This window comes from Mesorhizobium sp. M8A.F.Ca.ET.021.01.1.1, assembly GCF_003998025.1.
Lineage (GTDB): Bacteria > Pseudomonadota > Alphaproteobacteria > Rhizobiales > Rhizobiaceae > Mesorhizobium.
This window is the reverse complement of the sequence record NZ_RZSJ01000010.1, coordinates 1-21,177: the sequence shown is the minus strand read 5'-3', so window position 1 is coordinate 21,177 and position 21,177 is coordinate 1. Positions and strand designations below refer to the sequence as shown.

20 protein-coding genes and 1 pseudogene are annotated in these 21,177 nt (G+C 62.4%); 12 read left to right on the top strand and 9 right to left on the bottom strand.

Translation table 11 applies throughout. The annotated features are described in order from the left end of the window. The first annotated feature begins 199 nt into the window (after nt 1–199). Nucleotides 200–1,096: a LysR family transcriptional regulator gene (locus tag EOA36_RS02615; RefSeq protein ID WP_127275500.1), complete on the top strand. Its 897-nt coding sequence runs from the start codon at nt 200–202 to the stop codon at nt 1,094–1,096. A gap of 251 nt (nt 1,097–1,347) precedes the next feature. On the opposite strand, the gene EOA36_RS02610 is transcribed toward EOA36_RS02615, so the two are convergent. Beyond that, nucleotides 1,348–2,373 (bottom strand): LacI family DNA-binding transcriptional regulator, encoded by a 1,026-nt coding sequence (locus EOA36_RS02610; RefSeq protein WP_127275499.1) that lies wholly within the window; start codon nt 2,371–2,373, stop codon nt 1,348–1,350. A gap of 193 nt (nt 2,374–2,566) precedes the next feature. On the opposite strand from EOA36_RS02610, the gene EOA36_RS02605 reads away from it, so the two are divergent. From EOA36_RS02605 to EOA36_RS02585, 5 genes are all read left to right on the top strand, one after another. Next, nucleotides 2,567–3,598 carry a Gfo/Idh/MocA family oxidoreductase gene (locus EOA36_RS02605; RefSeq protein ID WP_127275498.1) on the top strand — a complete coding sequence of 344 codons (1,032 nt, stop codon included), beginning with the start codon at nt 2,567–2,569 and terminating at the stop codon, nt 3,596–3,598. Beyond that, nucleotides 3,595–4,503 carry a sugar phosphate isomerase/epimerase gene (locus tag EOA36_RS02600; RefSeq protein WP_127275497.1) on the top strand — a complete coding sequence of 303 codons (909 nt, stop codon included), beginning with the start codon at nt 3,595–3,597 and terminating at the stop codon, nt 4,501–4,503. Before EOA36_RS02605 ends, EOA36_RS02600 begins: the two co-directional genes overlap by 4 nt. Before the next feature lie 98 nt (nt 4,504–4,601). Next, on the top strand, nt 4,602–5,615 hold the full coding sequence (locus EOA36_RS02595; protein ID WP_127275496.1) for a substrate-binding domain-containing protein: 1,014 nt from the start codon (nt 4,602–4,604) through the stop codon (nt 5,613–5,615). 86 nt (nt 5,616–5,701) lie between these two features. After that, on the top strand, nt 5,702–6,499 hold the full coding sequence (locus EOA36_RS02590) for an ATP-binding cassette domain-containing protein (protein WP_127275495.1): 798 nt from the start codon (nt 5,702–5,704) through the stop codon (nt 6,497–6,499). Beyond that, complete coding sequence (locus EOA36_RS02585; protein ID WP_127275494.1) at nt 6,496–7,548, top strand: ABC transporter permease; 1,053 nt, start codon at nt 6,496–6,498, stop codon at nt 7,546–7,548. Before EOA36_RS02590 ends, EOA36_RS02585 begins: the two co-directional genes overlap by 4 nt. A 104-nt stretch (nt 7,549–7,652) precedes the next feature. Here EOA36_RS02585 and EOA36_RS02580 read toward each other — a convergent pair whose 3' ends face one another. The 6 genes from EOA36_RS02580 to EOA36_RS02555 form a co-directional block, all read right to left on the bottom strand. Then, nucleotides 7,653–8,393: a ribonuclease activity regulator RraA gene (locus tag EOA36_RS02580; RefSeq protein WP_127275493.1), complete on the bottom strand. Its 741-nt coding sequence runs from the start codon at nt 8,391–8,393 to the stop codon at nt 7,653–7,655. Between the two features lie 23 nt (nt 8,394–8,416). Then, nucleotides 8,417–9,580: a mandelate racemase/muconate lactonizing enzyme family protein gene (locus tag EOA36_RS02575; RefSeq protein WP_127275492.1), complete on the bottom strand. Its 1,164-nt coding sequence runs from the start codon at nt 9,578–9,580 to the stop codon at nt 8,417–8,419. A 31-nt stretch (nt 9,581–9,611) separates the two neighbouring features. Next, the gene (locus EOA36_RS02570) at nt 9,612–10,709 is read right to left on the bottom strand and encodes an ABC transporter ATP-binding protein (RefSeq protein ID WP_127275491.1); all 1,098 of its coding nucleotides are present in this window, start codon (nt 10,707–10,709) and stop codon (nt 9,612–9,614) included. A 10-nt stretch (nt 10,710–10,719) separates the two neighbouring features. Then, nucleotides 10,720–11,610 carry a carbohydrate ABC transporter permease gene (locus EOA36_RS02565; RefSeq protein ID WP_127275490.1) on the bottom strand — a complete coding sequence of 297 codons (891 nt, stop codon included), beginning with the start codon at nt 11,608–11,610 and terminating at the stop codon, nt 10,720–10,722. Then, a complete protein-coding gene (locus EOA36_RS02560) occupies nt 11,607–12,566 on the bottom strand; it encodes a sugar ABC transporter permease (RefSeq protein ID WP_127275489.1) in 960 nt (319 codons plus the stop codon). The genes EOA36_RS02565 and EOA36_RS02560 overlap by 4 nt, the downstream gene beginning before the upstream one ends. Nucleotides 12,567–12,643: 77 nt before the next feature. After that, a complete protein-coding gene (locus EOA36_RS02555; protein WP_127275488.1) occupies nt 12,644–14,122 on the bottom strand; it encodes a sugar ABC transporter substrate-binding protein in 1,479 nt (492 codons plus the stop codon). Nucleotides 14,123–14,304: 182 nt separating this feature from the next. Here EOA36_RS02555 and EOA36_RS02550 point away from each other — a divergent pair, with 182 nt between their 5' ends. The 5 genes from EOA36_RS02550 to EOA36_RS02530 all read left to right on the top strand — a co-directional run bounded on the left by EOA36_RS02550 (nt 14,305) and on the right by EOA36_RS02530 (nt 19,295). Then, a complete protein-coding gene (locus tag EOA36_RS02550) occupies nt 14,305–15,015 on the top strand; it encodes a GntR family transcriptional regulator (protein ID WP_127275487.1) in 711 nt (236 codons plus the stop codon). Nucleotides 15,016–15,071: 56 nt separating this feature from the next. Then, nucleotides 15,072–16,238: a mandelate racemase/muconate lactonizing enzyme family protein gene (locus tag EOA36_RS02545; RefSeq protein WP_127275486.1), complete on the top strand. Its 1,167-nt coding sequence runs from the start codon at nt 15,072–15,074 to the stop codon at nt 16,236–16,238. A gap of 58 nt (nt 16,239–16,296) precedes the next feature. Beyond that, nucleotides 16,297–17,655, top strand: coding sequence for a mandelate racemase/muconate lactonizing enzyme family protein (locus EOA36_RS02540; RefSeq protein ID WP_127275485.1), 1,359 nt, complete (start codon nt 16,297–16,299; stop codon nt 17,653–17,655). Nucleotides 17,656–17,759: 104 nt separating this feature from the next. Further along, the gene (locus EOA36_RS02535; RefSeq protein ID WP_127275484.1) at nt 17,760–18,086 is read left to right on the top strand and encodes an NIPSNAP family protein; all 327 of its coding nucleotides are present in this window, start codon (nt 17,760–17,762) and stop codon (nt 18,084–18,086) included. Nucleotides 18,087–18,095: 9 nt separating this feature from the next. Then, nucleotides 18,096–19,295: a mandelate racemase/muconate lactonizing enzyme family protein gene (locus EOA36_RS02530; protein ID WP_127275483.1), complete on the top strand. Its 1,200-nt coding sequence runs from the start codon at nt 18,096–18,098 to the stop codon at nt 19,293–19,295. Between the two features lie 110 nt (nt 19,296–19,405). Here the strand turns inward: EOA36_RS02530 and EOA36_RS02525 are convergent, their stop codons facing one another. Further along, nucleotides 19,406–19,999, bottom strand: coding sequence for a DJ-1/PfpI family protein (locus EOA36_RS02525; RefSeq protein WP_127275508.1), 594 nt, complete (start codon nt 19,997–19,999; stop codon nt 19,406–19,408). 145 nt (nt 20,000–20,144) lie between these two features. Beyond that, nucleotides 20,145–20,846, bottom strand: coding sequence for a GntR family transcriptional regulator (locus tag EOA36_RS02520; protein ID WP_127275482.1), 702 nt, complete (start codon nt 20,844–20,846; stop codon nt 20,145–20,147). Between the two features lie 156 nt (nt 20,847–21,002). On the opposite strand from EOA36_RS02520, the pseudogene EOA36_RS37975 reads away from it, so the two are divergent. Further along, nucleotides 21,003–21,177 (top strand): annotated as a pseudogene (locus tag EOA36_RS37975) (alcohol dehydrogenase); the annotation flags it as partial.

The window sequence follows — 21,177 nt, the reverse complement described above, 5'->3', positions numbered from 1 at the left end:
GGCATTGAGTGCGGAAACGCGCACATCGGTGGTGCAAAATCGATCCGGCTGAATGACTGATGCCAGCCGCGGCGATCGGTGTCTGCCGTTGGGAATTGGGCCGCGCCCGGCGACATAGGCTATGATGACGGCCGTACTGCTGTACGATGGCGTTGGACACGGGCTTTGTAAGGCGCACCGCGCGGTGCGGGATTGCACCATGATCGACTGGGATGACGTTCGCTACTTTCTTGCCGTCGCGCGCGGAGGCTCGGTGCGGGCTGCCGCCGAGGGCCTCGGGGTGTATCACTCGACCGTGCTGCGACGCATCGCACAGCTCGAGGAACGCCTCGGGGCGCAGATGTTCGAAAAGCTGCCTTCGGGCTACCGCCTGACGGCTGCGGGCGAAGAGGTCCTCGAGCTCGCGAACCAGATGGAAGCGTCGTCGCACCAGCTGGAGACCCGCGTCTTCGGTCGCGACCAGAGTGTGCGCGGGCTTCTTCGGGTGACGCTGGCACCGCCCCTCGCGACTCACCTGCTCATGCCGGACTTCGCCGATTTCGCGCGTCTGCATCCCGACATCGAGATGGAAATCTTGTCGGTCGGCGAGCTGGCAAATCTGACCAACCGAGAGGCCGACGTGGCGATCCGTGTCGTCTACGACCGCAAAACCCTGCCGCTCAATCTTCACGGACTGAAGGGACCGGAGCTGTTCGGCGGCGTCTACATCTCCCGCGATCGACTGGCCGCGTGGCGTGCGGGCGCGCCGGATCCCATCCGGTGGATCGTCATAAGCATTCATGGAATACCAGACTGGGCCAGCGAGGGTGAGGTTCGCACAACGGGGGTTCCGTTCAGGACCACGGACGGCGAGGCGCAGATCGTTGCCGTACGGCAAGGGCTCGGGATCACGACGTTGCCGTGCTTCGTCGGAGATGCCGACCCCCTACTGGTGAGGGTGCCAGGCACCGACCTGCACATGTACGGAACGCTCTGGCTTCTCACCCAGGGGGAGACACGCAAGACGAAGCGCGTGCGGCTCTTCACGGAGTTCGTATCCGGCAGGCTCGCCGCGTACGCTCCGCTCCTCACGGGGCTGTCCATATCGCGCGACTGACGCCCGGCAGGTCACTGGCGACGCTTGCCGCAATCAGGTCGGAAGCCGAGCTGCGAGCGCCTGAAGCGGCGGTTCCGTTCGCGGCGATGGCTTTCCCGATCATCGAAAGCCGCCTGCAGTGGCCGCTTGCACCAACAAGATCGTCGTGGCTGCCAATCTCGACGATGCGGCCATGATCGAGGATCAGGGTATCCGGCAAAGCTACTCGTTCAGGCGACCCGCGGCTTCGATCTGCACCGGGATCTGGTACATCAATCGCTATCGCGCGCAATTAGCTCCAGCGGCCAGACCTCGCGCATGATACGTGGACCCTCCGGGCCGGCGAAGGCAGGAAGCGACGCCAGCAGCATTTCGGCGAGCCGCCGTCCCATCGGCTGCAGCGCCGGGCGGAAAGCAGTCAGCGCCGGCGAAAAATAGCGGCAGAGCGGCGTATCGACGATGACGGTCACCGCCATGTCGTGACCCGGCTTGATACCCATCTCGGCCAGCGCCTTGCATCCCCCAAGCGCCATCGCGTCATTGTTGAAGATGATGGCGGTCGGCGGGTCCTTGCGGCGCATCACCCGCGGGGTCACTTCGTAGCCACCGGCCTCGTTGATGAAGCCGTCGGCAATCAGGTGGGGATCGACCGCGATGCCATGCCGGCGCAAGGCCTTGCGGTAGCCGTCGAGGAACAGATAGCCGAAATTCAGATCGAGCGATGGGCGGATGGCAGCGATGCGGCGATGGCCGCGCGTCACCAGCCGGTCGACCGCGTCGGCGCCTGCTTTTTCGAAATCGAGATCGAGCGAGGGGTAGGCCTTGTCGCCGGAGCGGCTACGGCCGAGCGTGGCGAAGGGGAAGCCGGCCTGGGTGAGATAGTCGATGCGCTCGTCCTCGCGCCGCGTCCAGGCCAGCACCACCGCATCGGCACGGCGCGTCTCGACAACACGCCGCAGGCGCTCCTGCTGATAGTCGCCCGGCGCGCCCATCACCACGATCAGGTCCAGTCCGCTTTCGGCGAGCCGGCCCTGCAACCCAGTCAGGAACGGAATGAAGAACGGCTCGCCATATTCCTGGTCGCCCGGATGCGGCTGCAGCATGAAGGCGATCGAGTGGGTAGCGCCTTGCCTGAGACTGCGGCCGGACTGGTTCGGCGAATAGTTGAGAGCCCTGGCTGCCTCGAGAACGCGCTGGCGCGTGTCGGCATTGACGTCGGCGCGGCCGTTGAGCGCGCGCGACACCGTGCCGATCGAAATGTTCAGGTGACGGGCAAGGTCGTGAATGCTGGACGCCAAGTGACTGTTCTCCCCTTGCTTGGCTAGCACCGGTGGCCGCCGGGGCCAAGGCGCAATGACGATTTTCGCCGGCGGCCGATTGACATTCTACGCCTTCGGGTGTGTTCTCGTAAACGTTTACGGAAAAACGTTTACGGTCACGCCGTGAACGCCGGAACCATCGGCCTGGAGGGGCCGAGAGGAGGAGCGCTGGATGATCGACGCCGTTCTTGTCGGCTGCGGAGCGATGAGCAAGGCCTGGCTAGATGCCGCGCGGCAGATCGACGGGCTCGCCATAGTCGGCCTTGTCGACCTCGATGCCGACAGGGCGAAGGCGAGGGCGCGCGAATACGATCTCGGTGGTGCCGTCATCGGCACCAGTCTCGACGCAGTGCTCGACCAGATCCGACCGCAAGCGGTGTTCGATGTGGTGGTTCCCGCCGCCCGGCGCGACGTTGCGCTTTCCGCCTTTGCCCACCATTGCAATCTGCTGACGGAAAAGCCGCTCGCCGATAGCCCGGAGAATGCCCGCGCCATCGTCGAGGCCGCCCGCCAGGCCGGGCGCATCCATGCCGTCGTCCAAAACCGCCGCTACGTCGCCAATGTCCGACGCATCCGGAGGTTTCTGGACTCCGGCGCCATCGGTGCCGCGACCAGCATCCACGCCGACTTTTTCGTCGCACCGCATTTCGGCGGATTTCGCGAAGAGATGGCGCACGTGCTGCTGCTCGACATGGCGATCCACACATTCGACGCCGCCCGCTACATGGTCAATGGCGAGCCGGCCGCGGTCCATTGCCAGGAATGGGAACCGGCCAATTCCTGGTACCGACAGGGCTCATCGGCCAGCGCGGTCTTCGATCTCGGCGGCGGCAAGGTCTTCACCTATGCGGGCAGCTGGTGCGCGGCCGGCTTCCGCACCAGTTGGGAGGGTAGCTGGCGCATCGTCGCCGAGCGCGGCAGCCTGATCTGGGATGGCCATGACGGGTTGAGGGCGGAAGTGGTGGTGCCGGGTCGCGACGGCATGTTCGACAAGATACAGCCAATCGAGGTGCCGGCGCTCGATCCCGCCGATCGCGTCGACGGCCATCTCGGCATCATCAGGGATTTCATGCGCGCCATCGAGACCGGCACGGAACCGGAAACGCGCGGCGCCGACAACATCAAGAGCCTGGCCATGGTCTTCGGTGCCATCGAAAGCGCCGAAACCGGACGTCGCGTGATGATCGCAGAGGAAGCACAATGATGCCAAACCCGCTTCTCGACATCAGGATCGGCACCATGGTGCGGGCCAACCTCGACGACCCGGCCGCCTACATCAAGGCAATCCTGCCGCTCGGCTTCGAGAGCATTCAACCCTTCTTCTGGCAGACGCTTGGTGGCAAGGACCTGCCCCGGCTGGCCGGTCAGATCCGCGAGGCGATCGGCGATGCCGATGTCACGGTGTCCTCGATCGGCGTTTTCGGCAATCCGCTGGAGGGCGGCGATGTCGACCGTGGCGTCCTCCAGGCCTGGGAGACGGTCATCGACAATGCCCATTTGTTCGGCGCTTCGATGGTCTGCGGCTTTACCGGCCGGCTCCGCGGCAAACCGCTGACAGACAGCCTGCCGCGCTTTCGCGAGGTGTGGGGGCCGCTGGCCAGGCGAGCCGCCGGCAAGGGCGTTCGCATCGCCTTCGAGAACTGTGCGATGGACGGCAACTGGGCTGCCGGAGACTGGAACATCGCCCACAATCCGGACGCCTGGGAGCTGATGTTCAACGAGTTGCCTGACGACAATCTCGGCCTCGAATGGGAGCCTTGCCACCAACTCGTCTATCTGATCGATCCGATGCCACAGATCCGCAAATGGGCGCCACGCATCTTCCACGTCCATGGCAAGGACGCGACGGTGCGCTGGGACGTCATTCGCGAGCACGGCGTGTTCGGCCGGCTGCCATTCGTGCAGATGCGCACGCCGGGCTTCGGCGACAGCGACTGGACGCGGGTGATCAGCGAATTGCGGCTGGCCGGGTACAAGGGCGCCATCGACATCGAAGGCTGGCACGATCCGGTCTATCGCGGCGACCTCGAGATCACGGGACAAGCACGCGCCCTGGAGTATCTCAAGCTATGCCGGGGAGGTGCGAGCTACCTGCCAAATCCGGCGTGAGGACCGGTCGGCGGGAGGAGCCGGCCGTAAGTGGTACTGCCAAGGCAATCGTTCGAAAAACCCCTCGGCTGACGAGGGAAACAATGGGAGGAACGTGCATGAGCATCGCGACCAGAACGACATTTCTGCGCACGACCGTCGTGGCGGCGGCCACGGCGCTTGCCGCCGCAATCTCCATCTTGCCGGCGCAGGCGCTCGACGCCCAATGGTGCAAGGACGTCCACATCCGCTTCTTCGTCGGCGGCGCCGAGGGCGACGCCTTCGGCACAATCGTCTACAATGGCGCCAAGCAGGCCGCGGCCGATCTCGGGCCGAAGGTCGACTACATCTTCTCCCAGTGGGACGCGGAGAAGATGGTGCAGCAATTGCGCGAAGCGGTCGCGGTCAAGCCCCAGGGCATCGCCATGATGGGCCATCCGGGCGACGCCGCGATCATGCCGCTCGCCGAAGAGGCGCATAAGGACGGCATCAAGATGATGTACCAGAACGTCCCGGTGCCGAAGGTGACGGCGGCGTTTGGTGGCGGCTATGTCGGCGCGCAGCAGGAACAGCAGGGCCGCGCGCTCGGCGCCGAAGCGTTCAAGCTCGGCAAGCTCAAGGCCGGCGACAAGGCAATCATGATCGGTCCGTTCGAGAACGAGAACCGCGGCGCGCGCGAGCGCGGCACGGTGGCGGCGTTGAAGGAAGCGGGGGTCGAGGTCATCCAGCTGTCCTCGCCGCCGAGCGGCGAGTGGGCGTCCGACCCCAACCTCGCCATCCCGGTGATCACGGCGGCGCTCCTCAATCACCCCGACATCAAGGCGGTCGGCTATCCCGGCGGACAGATGCTCGGCAATGTCTCCACCTACATGCAGGCGGCGGGGCGCAAGCCCGGCGATATCTTCAACTTCGGCTTCGACACCAGCCCGCAGATCGTCGAGGGCTTCAAGGGCGGCTGGGTGCAACTGACGGCCGACCAGCAGCCATTCCTGCAGGGCTATCTCCCGATCCTCAGCCTTTGCCAGCAAGTGGTGCTGGGTCTGGCGCCGATGAATGTCGACACCGGCGCCGGTTTCGTCACGCCCGAAAATTACGCGATCGTCGCAGAACTCGCCAAACAGGCGCTGCGCTGACTTCCCAAGCCGTCGGCCGGGATCAGGCCCCGGCCGACGGGACCGCTGGCGAGAAGGCCGGTGCGAGACAATCAAGCGAGGATCCGATGGCCGAACGTCTCATAGAACTGCGCGATATCGCCAAGTCCTACGGCCACGTCTATGCACTTGGCGGGGTCAATCTCAGCGTCGACCGCGGCGAGGTGGTCGGCCTCATCGGCGACAACGGCGCCGGCAAGTCGACGCTGATCAAGATCCTCTCCGGCGTGGTCAAGCCGACCAGCGGCGAGATCCTCATCCGCGGCAAGCCGGTGACCGGTTGGAATGCGGCACGTTCGCGCGAGGCCGGCATCGAAACGGTGTTCCAGGACCGGGCGCTGGCCGTACAGCAGACGATCGTGCGCAACATCTTCATGGGCCGCGAACTCACCGGTTTTCTCGGCTGGCTGAAGGTCAGCAAGGAAATCGATGAGGCGAGTCGGCTGATGCGCGAGATCGGCTTCACCTCGAAAGTATTCACGCCGCACTCGATCGTCGGCCAGCTGTCGGGCGGCGAACGCCAGGGCGTGGCGATCGCGCGCGCCATCTACAAGCAGGCGGAACTGATCGTACTCGACGAGCCGACGACGGCGCTGTCTCTGACCGAGACCGCCAAGGTCTTCCATTTCGTGCGCCAAGTGCGGGCAAGCGGTCGCTCGATCCTGTTTATCGGCCACAACATCCATCATGTCTTCGACATCGCTGATCGCTTCGTGGTGCTGGATCGCGGCAAGGTCGCGCTCACCGCCGACCGGAGCGAGGTCAAGTCGGCCGAAGACCTCATCAATTTCATGGAAGACGTCGCGCATCCGGGCGGGTTGGCCGGACTGCACGACACCGGCGACGCGGAGCAGAGAGCACGATGAGCAAGACCATGGAGCCCGATCTGCACGAGCCGTCGGCTGGCATCTCCCGCCAAGGCAGTTCCCGGAACGAGTGGAAGCACCCGTCCGACCACTGGCTGCGCGGCTTCGTCCTCGACAATCGGGCGTCGCTTGGCACGCTCGCCGTGTTCATCGTCATGATGGCGGTCTTCATGATCGCCAACCCGACGGTCTTCACAACCTGGTATCTCTACAGCGCCGTGCTCACCACGCTTCCCGTGGCGCTGTTCGTGGTCGTGCCGCTGGTCTTCGTCGTCACCTGCGGCGAGATCGACCTGTCGTTTCCCGCGACGATGGGTTTCGCCTCCTGGGTCTTCGCGCTGGTGGTGCAGGCCGGTTATGATCCGTTCCTCGGCATTGCGGCAGCGCTGGTCACCGGCACGCTGCTTGGTTTCCTCGTCGGGTCGCTGGTGGTCTATGGCGGGCTGTCGTCGCTGATCGCCACGCTCGGCATGAATTTCCTGCTGCGCGGCCTGATCCAGATCATCAATGAGGGCAGATCGACCTCGCTGACCAGCCTTGCCGACAGCTGGGCCTACCGGATCTTCTCCAGCCAGATCTGGGGCATTCCGGTGCAGATTTTTTGGGCGATCGCCTTCGTCGTCTTTTCGGCGATGCTCTACAACCGCCACCGCTTCGGCGCGCAGGTGAGGGTGGTCGGTGACAATCCCGACAGTGCCCAGCAGATGGGCATCGACGTCAAGCGCGTGCGGGTGAAAGTGTTCGTCTTCGTCGGCATCGGGGCCGCGATCGCCGGCACGTTCTCCGTAATGATCAACTTCACCTGGTGGCCAACGGCCGGCGACGGTTATCTCTTGCCGGTGCTGGCCTCGGTGTTCGTCGGCGGCACGCCGACCTGGGGCGGCATCGGCACGGTGGCCGGCGGCGCGATCGGCGCCGTCACGGTGTCGTTTATCCAAACCGGCGTCGTGGCGGCTGGCCTGAGCGGCTTCTATGTCCAGTTCTTCAACGGGTTGATCATCATCCTTTCGCTGCTTGGCCACAAATGGAACCAGGCACGGTATCGGTGACACGACCAGCTTGGTGCAAGGTGTTGGTAGCCGAAAGGCGCCGGCAAAAAGAGCCCGTGCCTGACAGGGACGACTGGAGAGTCACCCGTGACCTCGTCCGTCCATCAAGATTTCGGGTTGGCTTTCCGCCAAGCCTCATACTCATCATTTGCACTTGGGTGCAGCGGATAATAGCGTTGCAACGACCCGCCCTGCATGAGCTTCTCTCGCGAGAACTCCTCCCAATCGTGATGCTTCTGTGATTCCTCGATCACCTTCGCGGCCATTGCGACGGGCAGCACGACCACCCCGTCATCATCGGCGACGATGATGTCGCCGGGGATCACAGTGACCCCGCCGCAGGCAATCGGAACGTTGACGGCATTGGGATAGATGCTGGTTTGCACATGGTAGTTGGGTGTCCAGCCGCGCAGCCATAGGGCCAGGTCGAGTTTTTCGACATTGGGCCGATCGCGCATGCATCCGTCGATGACGATACCCGCGCCGCCTCTGCCTTTGAAGTATGTCGACATCATATCGCCGAACACGCCCGAGCTCATGTCGCCGCGCGCGTCAACCACGACCACATCCCCCTCTTGTGCGTGGTACAGCACATGCCGGTGGAGCTGTGTCTCCGGATCGGCATATTCTCCCTCGTTGAAAAGATCGGGCCGCTGCGGCAGGAACTGCAGCGTCAGCGCCGGCCCGACGATCGACTTGCCATGGTTCTGCGCCATCGGGCCGACCATATGCGGATTGCGGAAACCCATATGACCAAGCGTGCCGGCAACCGTCGCGGCGCCGATCTCCTTTAGCGCGTCGATCAGATCCCTGGGCGGCCGCGTGATGTCGGAAGTATGCGTCATTGTGGACTCCGATTGAAAGGGAACTACCAGTTCGTGACAGAACCATCGCGGCGCTTGAGGTGGGGCGCTTCCCAGAAACGGAAGCTTTGCGCCTGGACCGCCTCTTCGTTGACCTCGACGCCGAGCCCCGGCAGATCGGTGACGGGATAATCGGGGCCGTCCAGCCGTGGTTGCACCGGAAAGAAGTCGGAATTGTCGAAACCGAGCTTTGCTTCGGGCGCCCTGGTCTCGAGCCACGAGAAGTTGGGCACTGCGGCGGCGAGATGCACTGTCGCGGCCGTGCACACTGGACCCAGCGGATTGTGTGGCATCAGGTCCACATAGTGCGCCTCGCTCCAGCCGGCGACTTTCATCGCCTCGGTGAAGCCGCCGACATTGCAGATATCGAGCCGGTTGAACTGGTGGATGCCGCGCTCGACATAGGGCAGGAACTGCCACTTGCTGGCAAATTCCTCGCCGATGGCGAAGGGGATCTCGGTCATCTTGCGCAGGGATTCGTAGGCTTCCGGCGTCTCGTCGCGTATCGGCTCCTCGAGGAAATCGAGCACGCCGCGGTCGAGCTTGTTACAGAAGCTCGCCGCCTCCGCCACCGACAGGCGATGATGATAATCGATGCCGAGGACGACGTCGTCGCCCAGCGCCTGGCGCGCCTTGTTCAGCATCGTCGCTGTTGCGCCGATCGACTCGCGCGGCTCGAAGACATCCTTGCTGTTTTGCCCGACGGGAAAGAAGCGGATTGCCTGCCAGCCCTGCGCGTGCAGTTCGCGGGCCCGTTCGATGGCCACGTCGCCCTCGGCCTCGTCTCCGGTCGAGGCGAAAGTGGGGATCCGGTCGCGCTGCTTGCCGCCCAGCAACTCGTAGACCGGTACCCCCAGCGCCTTGCCCTTGATGTCGTGAAGGGCGATGTCGATGGCGGATATCGCAGCCTGCAGAACGCGGCCGCCTTCGAAATACTGACTGCGATAAAGCTCCTGCCAGATCCGCCCGATCCGCATGGGCTCGCGTCCGACCAGAAACTCGCGATAGTGCTCGACCGCGCCAGCCACGGCCTTCTCGCGGCCGCTCAGGCCGCTCTCGCCCCAGCCGAAGATGCCGTGGTCGGTCTCGACCTTGACCAGCATCTGGTTGCGCGTTCCCACCCACACCGGATACGGCTTGATCGCGGTAATCTTAAGCTTCCTGGTCATCCACACCCACGTCCCACACGCATCCGCCTGCTCAGCTGGCCTCGAGGGCCATTTCGGTTTCGCCGTCGAACAGATGCATCCGCTCCTGGTCGAACTCGAGCCAGATCCGCTCGTCGGGCGTCACGGCAATGTTCGGTGGCACGCTGACGTTGACGATGGCACCGGACAGGAACGCCTGCACGAAGGTCACGTCTCCGGTTGGCTCCACGGTGTAGACCTTGGCCGGGATGCTGCCTGGCACTGCACTCTTGTGCAGCTTGATCGTCGAGTGGCGTGCGCCGAGCACGACTTTTTTGGTCGTTGCCTTCGTGACCTTCTGGACGTTGCGCGGCGAGAGCCCAAGGCTCCAGCCCTCCGCGCTGGTCAACACGGTGCCGCCGTTCGCTGTCGATATCTCCAGCGGAATGAGGCTCATCGCCGGGCTGCCGATGAAGCTGGCGACGAACATGTTCACCGGATGGGCAAAGACCTGCGCCGGCGAATCGTATTGCTGCAGGAAGCCACCGTTCATCACCGCCATCTTGTCGGCCATCGTCACGGCTTCGAGCTGGTCGTGCGTCACATAGATGATCGTCGCCTTGAGGTCCTGGTGGAAGCGCTTGATCTCGGACCGCATCTGTACGCGCAGTTTGGCGTCGAGGTTGGAGAGCGGCTCGTCCATGAGGAACACGGCGGGATCGCGCACAAGGGCGCGGCCGAGGGCCACACGCTGCTGTTGGCCTCCCGAAAGTTCGCGTGGCTTGCGCTCGAGCAGGTGCGTCATGTCGAGCACCCGCGCCGCCTCCTTGACCTTCTTGTCGATCTCGTCCCTTGGCAGTTTGCGCATCTGCAGCGGGAACGCCAGGTTCATGTAAACCGACTTTTGCGGGTAGAGCGCATAGTTTTGAAACACCATTGCGATGTCCCGGTCCTTGGGGTCGAGGTCGTTGACCACCCGGTCGCCGATGACGATGTCGCCCGAGGTGATCGGGGTCAGCCCCGCGACGAGATTGAGAGTGGTTGTCTTGCCGCAGCCTGAAGGGCCGACGAGCGCAACGAACTCGCCGTCGTTGACCGTCAGCGAAACGTCGTTGACGGCCTTGAAGTTGCCGTAGGTCTTGACGAGATCTTTGAGGACCACGTGGGCCATCGGCAACTCCCTAATGCTTGACCGCGCCTTCTGTCAGGGCGCGTACGAAGTATCGTTGCAGGACGAGGAACAGCACCACGACGGGCACGCTCATCATGAAGCTCGCCGCCATCAGGCCCGGAAAGTCCGTCGTGTTTTCCGAGAAGAAGCGCTGGATGCCGACCGGCAGCGTCAGCTGCTCGTTCTTGGAGAGGAAGGTGTAGGCGTAGATGTACTCGTTCCAGGCGCCTATGAAGGAGTAGATCGCGGTGGCGATGATCCCCGGCGTCGAAAGCGGCATCACGATCATGATAAAGGCCTGGAACCGTGTTGCGCCATCGATGCGCGCCGCCTGCTCGAGCTGCACCGGAATGTTGTCGTAGAAACCCTTGAGTAGCCAGATTGCCAGTGGCAGGCCGAAGGTGAGGTAGGTGAGAACAAGCGAGCCATGCGTGTTCACCAGCCCGATCGCGCGCATCAGGATGAAGAGCGGCACGAGAAAGATCACCGCCGGGAACATGTTGCGCAGCAGCACTGCGAAGAACAGGAAGTTGCGGCCCGGGAAGGTGAAGCGCGAAAACGCGTAGGCCGCGGGGACAGCCACGATCACCGAGAGGATTGTCGTGACGGTCGACACGAACAGGCTGTTCCAGAAGAAGCGCAGGAAGTCCTGGCCGACGCTGTTCTGCGGATCGAGCAGCTTCTGGTAGCTGGCAAGCGTAGGCTCGTCCGGCCACCATTGCGGCGGGAATTGCGTCGCCGCGAAGCCGGACTTGATCGAGGTGATCAGCATCCAGATCATCGGCAGCGCGGTGTAGAGCAGCATGAACAGAAGAAAGATGCGCCCGGCCCACCGCCATCCGTCCAAGCGCATACGGCGACGGGTCTGGCCTCGAGAGGCTGTCTCGGCGATCGTGCTCATGCGCCACCCTCTTTTCGCTCGTTGCCGCTCAGCGCACGGACGTAGAAATAGCCGAGGGTCATCAGGATGAGGAACAGGAGCACCGAATAGGCCGATGCCACACCCCAGCGCTGCCGGCCGAAGGCGAGCTCGTAAATATGGGTTATCCAGATATGCGATGCGTTCGACGGCCCGCCTGCGGTCATGATCCAGGGGATGATGAAGGAATTGAAGTTGGCCACCGCAAGCAGCAGGATCGTCACCACCGAGACGTTGCGCAAGTGCGGAAAGGTGACGTGCCAGAAGCGCTGCCATGCATTGGCCCCGTCGACCTTGGCGGCGCGCAACAACTGGTCGGGAACTGTCTGCAGGCCGGCCATCATCATGATCATGGCAAACGGGAACTCGCGCCAGATATTGACGACGATCAGGGAGGGCAGCACCGTGCTGACGTTGTCGATGAAATTGGGCGGCCGGTCGGTCAATCCGAGGCCGACCAGTACCGCGCCTATGATGCCGAAATCCGAATGGTAGATCCACTTCCAGATATAGGAGGCGGCGACGGCGCTGATCACCCAGGGAATGATCAGGATGGCACGCAGGACGCCGCGACCGATAAAATCTCGATGCAGCGCCAGCGCCGTCGCAAAACCCAGGACAAAGGAGATGAAAGTCGATCCGAATGTCCAGACCAGGGTGTTCCAGGTGACTTTCCAGAACACCTCACTGGTCAGGATGGTGGTGTAGTTGTCGAAGCCGATGAAGGTCTTGTCGCGGAGTTGTAGGCCGGGCGGCGTCTTATAGAACGACAGCTCGATCGTGTAGTAGATCGGATAGGCGATGACGACGAGCATCACGGCGATTGCCGGAAGCACGTATGCGTAGTCGGCGCGATGAGCCCAGATGTTCCGCAATACGCCGGACCTGCCGGGTTGCAATTTTCGGCGAGCCTCGGCCTTGCCGGTCACGATCGTCACTGTGGCGTGCCCTTGTTCTTCGGAACGAACCGGCTGCGCTCTCGGCGCAGCCGGCCAGATCGGAGGTCAGGTCCGGACTAGAGTCCGCCCATCAGGTCTTTGACCTTCTTGGCCGCGTCGTCCGCTGCCTGATCGACGGTCATAGCTCCGGTCAGGGCATTCTGCAGCATGTCCGGGACGATGATGTTCATGATCTCGGGGGACTCCGGCAGCGCCGGGAACGGGATGCCATACGGCAGCATCGAGGTCGTGACATCGAGGAACTTGATATGGTCCAGGCGTTCCTTCATCCATTTGGTCTTGAAGCCGTTGAGATTGCCCGGGTTGGAGCCGGCATAGGCCATTTTCAGCGACCATTCAGGGCTAGCCCACATACAGATCATCGCCTTCGCGGCCGGCTCGTCCACCTTGCCGCCCTCTACATATTCGGGCTTCAGGATGTGAATGTTCGAGCCGCCGAACACGACGGCGCGCTTGCCGTCGGGGCCGGTCGGGATCAGGCCGTAGCGCATGTTGTCGATGACGGTCTGCGCCTTATCCTTGTCGGTCCCGGTCGCCTTTGCCTGGAGGTCGAGCATGACGTTGTAGTCGGATGGGTGGGAGACCATCATGCCCAATTGGCCGGCGACGAACAGAGGCTGGTTGTCGGCCTGCTGGTTGGTAAGTGCAGAGACCGGAACCGACTTGTCGCGGACGTACATGTCATATGAGGCTTGCAGCGCCGCCTTGCTCTGCGGGCTGTCGAGCTCCACCTGCTTGTAGGTCGGGTTCGCGGTGGCCTCGTCGAAGACGCCGCCGCCATAGGCCCACAGCTGCGGCATGAAGCGATAGGGCGTATTGCCGGCATTCTTGCGAGCCACGAGGCCGTAGCCGGCAATGCCGAGCTTGTCGTGGATCTGCTTGGAATATTTGACGACGTCGTCCCAGGTTGCCGGAGCCTTGTCCGGATCGAGGCCCGCACGCTTGAAGATGTCGGCGTTCCAGATGAACGCCATCGTCTCGTTGTTCGTTGGAACGCCGTAGGTCACCCCATCCCAGGTCACCGCCTTCATGGCGCCCGGCCAGAAATCCTCGGTCGAATAGCCAACATCCTCCGGCTTGAGCGGCTGCAGATAGCCCTTCGAGGCGAATTCGGTACCACCCAGGATCTGCAGACGGACCGCCATCGGCGCGGCATTGCCCAGCAGTGCCGTACGGAATTTGTCGAGAAGGTCGTTATAGGTGAGGGCCTGTTCCTCGAGCTGGATGTTCGGATAGGTCTTGCGGAAAGTCTCGAAGAAATCCTTGTAGTACTGGCGCAGGAGGTCGGGATCGCCCTCGAACACGCCCTGATACCAGAAAGTCAGTCGCCCCTTGTAATCGAGCGGGGTGACCTTGGCGCAATCGCCGGCCGTGTCGAAATCCTGTGTTCCGGCGATCGAGCGCACATATTCAGGCGACCATTTGCTCAGGTCGACCGGCGGCGCACCCAGCGCCGATGTGGACATAAGCGATGCCGCCAAAACACCGACGACAGTGCCGCGCAGGACCGCACTGCCGAGCATGATCCTCGTCATAGGTATCCTCCCTGGTTCTCCGCCCTGCGATCGCGAGGATGGCTTTTCAGTACGGTGTATCCTCTCGATCACTTAGTACGTTTTCAGATCACGGATTGCCTGTCAACGCGTCAGATCGTACATTGTTTATGGAAACCGTGCATGATATCGGACTGACTGTGTATTAATTTGGGGAGCCGGCCTTGGCCGAAACAAACGATTTTAAAGCAAAACCACCTCCGGGGATCGACGCTATCGGGGCCTCCAGCGAGGGCGCTTCCCTTTACGAGCTGATAAGGGAAGACATCATCGAGGGACGGCTCGCCGCCAACGAACGGCTTGTTGTCACCGATCTCGCCCGTCGCCACGGCACCTCGACCAATCCCGTGCGCGAGGCCCTGCAGCTGTTGCGGGGCGAGGGATTCGTCATCTTCTCACCCAACCGCGGGGCGCGTGTAAGGCCCATCGATCAGGACTTCGTCCGCGATATCTACGAGATCGGTGTGCTGATCGAGCCGGCCCTGACGCGATGGTTCGTAAATATGGCTACAGGCGAGGACATCGCCGAGCTCGAACGTATCCAGGCGCTGATTGAAGAGAACAATTTCGCCGACACCTTCAGGCACAGTGAACTGGACACCGCCTTTCACACCGTGATGTACCAGCGGCACTATAACCGCCATGCCGCTGAGCTCTGGTGGAAGCATCGCGAAGTGCTGCGGGCGGTGAGCCGGCGCTTCAATTTCACGCTGGCGCGGCGTGCGGCGATCATTCGCGAGCACCGCGAACTCATCGCGCTCATCAAGGCGGGAGAGGCAGACAAGGCAGCCGAACTCATTTCCCGTCATGTCGAGGGTTCCGGCCGGCATGTTCTCGAACAGATGCGTGCGCGCAACGCCGCTCGGGCCGGATAGGACCAGGGGTCAAGTCTGGAACATCGTGGCTGACCATTGCTGACAAAGGTATTGAAATGAAAATCACGAGCGTTCGGCCGTGGCTGGTCAAGTCTGGTGCTTCTTATTGGGGGGAATTCCTGTTCGTCGAGGTGACGACAGACGAGGGGGTGAGTGGCTGGGGAGAGATCACCACCACCACCAAGCTCGCCAACCGCGCGCTGTGCACGATCCTTCGACAGATCGGAGCCGCGGTGACAGGAGAGGACCCGGCGCGCATCGAATACCTCTGGCACAAGATATTCCGCAGCTTCACCTATATGGGCAGCCGTGGCGCCGCGGTCGAATGCGTGAGCGCGATCGATATAGCTCTCTGGGATCTCAGGGGCAAAGTCCTCGGCAAGCCGATCTACGAACTGTTGGGCGGGCCGGTCCGCGATGAAATCGCGCTCTATACCCATCCCAACCAGGCCAAATTCACCAGCAAGGATGCTGTGGTCCGCGAGATCCTGGACATTGTCGAGTCCGGGCACACAGCTCTCAAGTTCGATCCTTTCCCCCACCAGGGTCGCGGTGCCGACGGCGTGTCGCGTGAACAGCGGGACGGCTACCTCGATGGCGGCATGACCCGCAAGGACGAGCGCGAGGCGGCCGAACTCACGGCTCTGATCCGCGAAACGGCAGGCCCCGATGTCGACATCCTTATCGATGCGCATGGCCGCTTCGACGTCCCCACCGCCATTCGCCTCTGTCGCAGCCTCGAGGAAGCCGGCCAGATCGACTGGTTCGAGGAACCTTGCCCGCCCGAGAGCCTTAACGCCCTCAAGCAGGTGCGCGACAAGGTCAGCGCCGCTATCTCGTGGGGCGAGCGCGGCCACACGAAGTGGGATTTCATCCCGGTACTCGAGAACAAGCTCGCCGACTACATCATGCCCGACGTCACCTGGACCGGCGGCATAACCGAACTCAAAAAGATTTCCGCTCTGTGCGAAGCCTACTACATCCCGGTCTCACCCCATGACGCCGCGGGACCGATCAACGTGGTTGCGGGAGCGCAGGTGATGATGACCGTTCCCAATTTCTACAAGCTCGAAACGTCGGAGTGGAATTTGGGCAAGTACGATCATCTTATCGACAGGCCGCTCGACGTTTCGAACGGCAGCCTCAAGCTTTCGTTGAGGCCGGGTCTCGGCATCGAGATGAACCGCGATTACCTGCAAGCCCATGAGATCCAACTGGGCTAGCAACGTCATCGGCAGCATGCGGGGCGACAGGCCCCGCCGACCACAACGAGGATAAGTCATGCCAAAGACGGATGGAGCCGACGAGGCCCTCAACCGGGTCAACACCAACTCGAAGCCGTCCGAGCTTCGCATCACCGACATGCGGGTGGCCGAAATCGTCGGCGCGCCGTTCACCTCGGCGCTGCTCAAGATCTACACCAACCAGGGCATCGTCGGGCTTGGCGAGGTGCGCGATGGCGCAAGCGCCACCTACGCGCTGATGCTGAAGAGCCGGTTGCTTGGCGAGAACCCCTGCGACATCGACCGCTTGTTTCGCCGGATCCAGCAGTTCGGTGGGCATGGCCGGCAGGGTGGCGGCGTCTCGGCGGTCGAAATCGCCCTCTGGGATCTCGCCGGCAAGGCCTATGGCGTCCCCATCTACCAGATGCTTGGGGGACGATTCCGCGACAAGGTGCGTGTCTATTGCGATACCGACGCCGAGAAACCGAGCGGCACCGAAACCGGAAAGCGCCTCAAGCAGCGCATGGACCGGGGCTTCACCTTCCTCAAGATGGACCTGGGCTTGATGCAGATCGCCCATGTCCCGGGCGCCGTGGCCGCGCCTGCCGGCGCGCTCGAAGGGTTTCATGCCAATCCGCGCGGCCGTGGCGGCACGCTCGAGGAGCGCAAGGCCCGCAATCTCGCTTATGACGCGCAGAACGTGCAGCACCCGTTCACGGGCCTGCATTTCACCGAAAAGGGGATCGATCTGCTAGAGCAGTACATCCACGAGGTTCGCGCGGTGATCGGATACGAGATCCCGCTCGCCATCGACCATGTCGGCCACATTTCGCTGCAGGATGGCATACGCCTGTCGCGCCGTATCGAGAAATACGTTCCGGCCTGGCTGGAGGACGTGATCCCCTGGCAATACACCGAGCAGTACCGGCAATTGCAGCAGGCTACCACGGTGCCGATCTGCACGGGCGAGGACATCTACCTCAAGGAAGGCTTCGAGCCGCTGCTCAAGAGCGGCGGCCTCTCGGTCATCCACCCGGATCTGCTCACCAGCGGGGGCATTCTCGAGACCAAGAAGATCGGCGATATGGCGCAGGATCACGGTGTCGCCATGGCGATCCATATGGCCGAAAGTCCGATCGCCGCGATGGCCGCCGCGCATGTCGCCACCGCGACCGAGAACTTCATGGCGCTCGAATACCACTCCGCCGATGTCGACTGGTGGGACGATATCGTCACCGGCCTGCCCAAGCCGCTCGTCAAGGACGGCTTCATCACCGTGCCCGACAAGCCGGGGCTGGGCATAGACGATGTGGTCGACGAGGTGATCAGCCAGCATCTGCAGCCCGGTGTCACGGGGATATGGCAATCCACCGAGCATTGGGACAATGAATATAGCTGGGACCGGACCTGGAGTTAGCCCAGACCCCTTATCCTCATTCCCCCTAGGCTCACAGGGCCAACGACCGACCATTGGTGTCGACCTCTCCCAAGGGAGAGGCGAAGAAAGAAACGGACGAAACCATGATCTACGAACTGCGTATCTATGACTGCCTGCCGGGCAGGCTGCCGGCTTTGCTCAAGCGCTTTTCCGACCAAACGCTGGCCATCTGGGAGAGGCATGGCATCCGCCAAGCCGGGTTTTTCACCACGGCGATCGGCGAAAACAGCAATCGCCTCACCTATTTCCTCGCCTGGGAATCGCTGGCCGAGCGTGAGGCGAAATGGGCGGCTTTCGTCACCGATCCGGCATGGCACAGGGCCCGGGACGAGTCTGAGCGCGACGGGCAGATCGTTGCCAATATCAGCAGCCAGATGCTCACGCCGACAGCTTTCTCGTCTGTGAAATAGGACTGCGCCATGAAGATCACCGACCTTCGCTGTGCCGTTATCGGCAAGCATCCCATCGTTCGCGTCGTAACCGACGAGGGCCTCTATGGACTGGGAGAAGTCGAGTTCACCAAGACCTATCTCAAGCCTTGGGTGCTGCATTTCCGCGAAGCGCTGATCGGTGAGGATCCGACCGACGTCGAGCGGGTCATGTTGAAGATCCGCCAGCGCGGCTCGTTCAAGCCTTATGGCGCGGCGGTCAGTGCTATCGAGCATGCGCTTTGGGACATTGCCGGCAAGGCCGCGGGCGTGCCGGCATACAAACTGCTCGGCGGCAAGGTGCGCGACAAGGTGCGCGTCTATAACGGCTCGATCCGCCAGAAACGCACGGGCGACCGGCCGGAGGACTACGCCGCCGACGTAAAATGGATGATGGAGCAGCCGCAGAACTTCTTCATGGTCAAGCAGGGAATCTCGTTCCATTCCAACATGAAGGACACCGTCGAGGACTTCCATTACGGTGTGACGCAAAAGAAGGCCGGCTATCACGGTGCCATGGATCAGGGCATGATCAGTGAGCGCGGTTTCAACCACATGCTCGACTGCGTGATCGCGATGAAGGAAGTGCTGGGGGGCAAGGTCAGCCTGGCGCTCGACTGCGGCCCGGGCTGGATGCTGCCCGACGCGATCAAGTTCGCCCGCGCGGTCGAGAAGTACAATTTGATGTGGCTCGAGGACATGCTGACCGGCGATTACGTGCCGTGGGTCAATCCGCAAGCCTATCGGGAACTGACCACCTCGACCTCGACGCCGATTCATACCGGCGAGCAGATTTACCTCAGGCACAATTTCAAGGAACTGATCGAGACCCAGGCCGTGCGCGTCATCGGCCCGGATCCTGCCGACATCGGCGGCATTGCCGAGCTCAAATGGGTCGCCGAGCACGCCTATATGCACTCGATCCTGATGGCGCCGCACGGCACCGCGAACGGCCTGCTCGGCCTCGGCGCGCTGGTCAATGTCTGTGCCACCTTGCCCGCCAACTACGTGGCGTTCGAATATCCCAGCGCCTCGGACCCCTGGTGGAACGACATCATCATCGGCCTGCCCAAACAGATCGTGAAGGACAGCATGGTCGACCTGCTGGAAGCACCCGGGCTGGGCCTCGATATCGACGCCGAAGGCGCGAGGAAGTATTTGCTGGCCGAGGATGCCGGCTTCTTCGATTGATTGGTAGGGCGGCCCTCGATCTCATCGACCGAGGGCTTGCTTCAAAGAAGCGTGGATGCACATCTTGCCGCAACGCAAATCGGCGCATTGTTGAAATGCGCCGATCGAGTCTAGGGATGGCGGATCTCGGTCCCGAGAACCTTCAGACACTCGCGAATAAAGGCGGCTAACGCTGTCCAACCCTTGGCCGACACCATGGTTCCGTCGACATAGGCCTCCGTCGGCGAGAGGTCGATGTAAGTGCCGCCGGCCAACGTCACTTCCGGTTCGCAGGCGGCGAGCGCGCCAACCTTCTTGCCGCGCACGACGCCGTCCACGGCAATCAGGATCTGAACCCCATGGCAGATCGTGAAAATCGGCTTCTGGGTATCGTGGAAGTGGCGCACCATGGCTTGCACCCGTTTGTCGGTGCGGATGTATTCCGGGCCGCGGCCGCCAGCGCAATATACGGCGTGGTATTGATCGAGCTGCTTTTCCGCCTCGGCGAACGTCTTGTTGATCACCTGAAAATGGCCGAGCTTTTCTGTGTAGGTCTGGTCGCCTTCGAAGTCGTGCAGGGAGGTCTTGATGAGGTCTCCGGCCTTCTTGTCCGGGCAGACCACGTGGACGGTGTGGCCGACGGCTTCCATCGCCTGCTGGTATACGAAGATCTCGTACTCCTCGGTGAACTCGCCGGTGAGCATCAATATTTTCTTGCCTGACATAGTCGGTTCCTCCGTCGTGTGAAAAGAGCGGGGCGAACCATGCTGCGCCCGCATTGGCTTTGTCCGTCCTCAGAATGGCGAGTTGGGGGCGTGGTATTCCTCAGTGTTGTGTTTGGCGGTCAGCGGCGCGGACATCGGTTTCGCCTCAATCGAAGGCCGGCAGCAGGCGATCGCGCGAGTGCTCGATGTGGGCGCGCATTGCTTTCGCGGCGGCATCGGGATCGGCTGAGCCGAACGCGGCGAGGATCGCCTCATGCTCGTCCAGCGCCTCCTCGGTGACGCGGGAGTGGTACATCAGGCGGAATATGTGGAAGTGGGTGTGTTGATGACCCAGCGTCTCGCGAATGAGCTCGTTTTCGGCATATTCCATGATCTTGTCGTGGAAAATCGCGTCTTGCCGGGCGAAGTTTGAATAACGCAGGCGCTCGTCCTTGCCTTCGCGGCGCGACATCACGCCTGCCGCCTCAAGCAGTGTGCCGAGTTTGGCCTCGTCCATCGCGGCGGCGGCCTTCGCCGCGCCGTGCGGTTCGAGCAGGAGACGCATTTCGTACAATTCGTCGAAACGGCGCCGGGTGATCTGCTGTGCGGCGCGGTATCCGATCAGATGCGTTTTCAGAACCAGGCCTTCGCCTTCCAGGCGCCCGAGCGCCTCGCGGATCGGCGTATGGGAAACGTCGAATTCCTTGACCAGATTGTCGACGGTGATGCGTGAACCGGGCGCGATCTTCAGCGACATCAGCTGCGCGAAGATGGCCTCGTAAACGTCCTCGGCCAGGCTGCTCGCGCGCTGGATGCGGCCCGCTCCCGTGGGCGTCTCACCATTATTGCTCAAACTGACAGGTTGCATCTTTCGCCTCTCGACAGGGGAGACTGCTAACACGAGGGTTTGACCGATGCAATACTATATCCTATACGATTTTATCGGCGCCGTTCAGTTCAGGACCCCTACGGTGCGGATTTTGCAATGCGAGTTTCTCCGACACCCTCAAGGATGCAGCCTGTCATGAGCCTTCTCACAGCCCTCCGGCTCCCACGCGAAATTCTATTCGGAAAGGGGCAACGTCATGCGCTGCCGGCCGTGGCCTGTCGCCATGGCCGACGCGCCCTGGTCTGCACCGACGAGCGTTTCGCCGGCACGGCGGTGTTTGCCGAAATCATGGAATCCTTGCAGTCAGCGT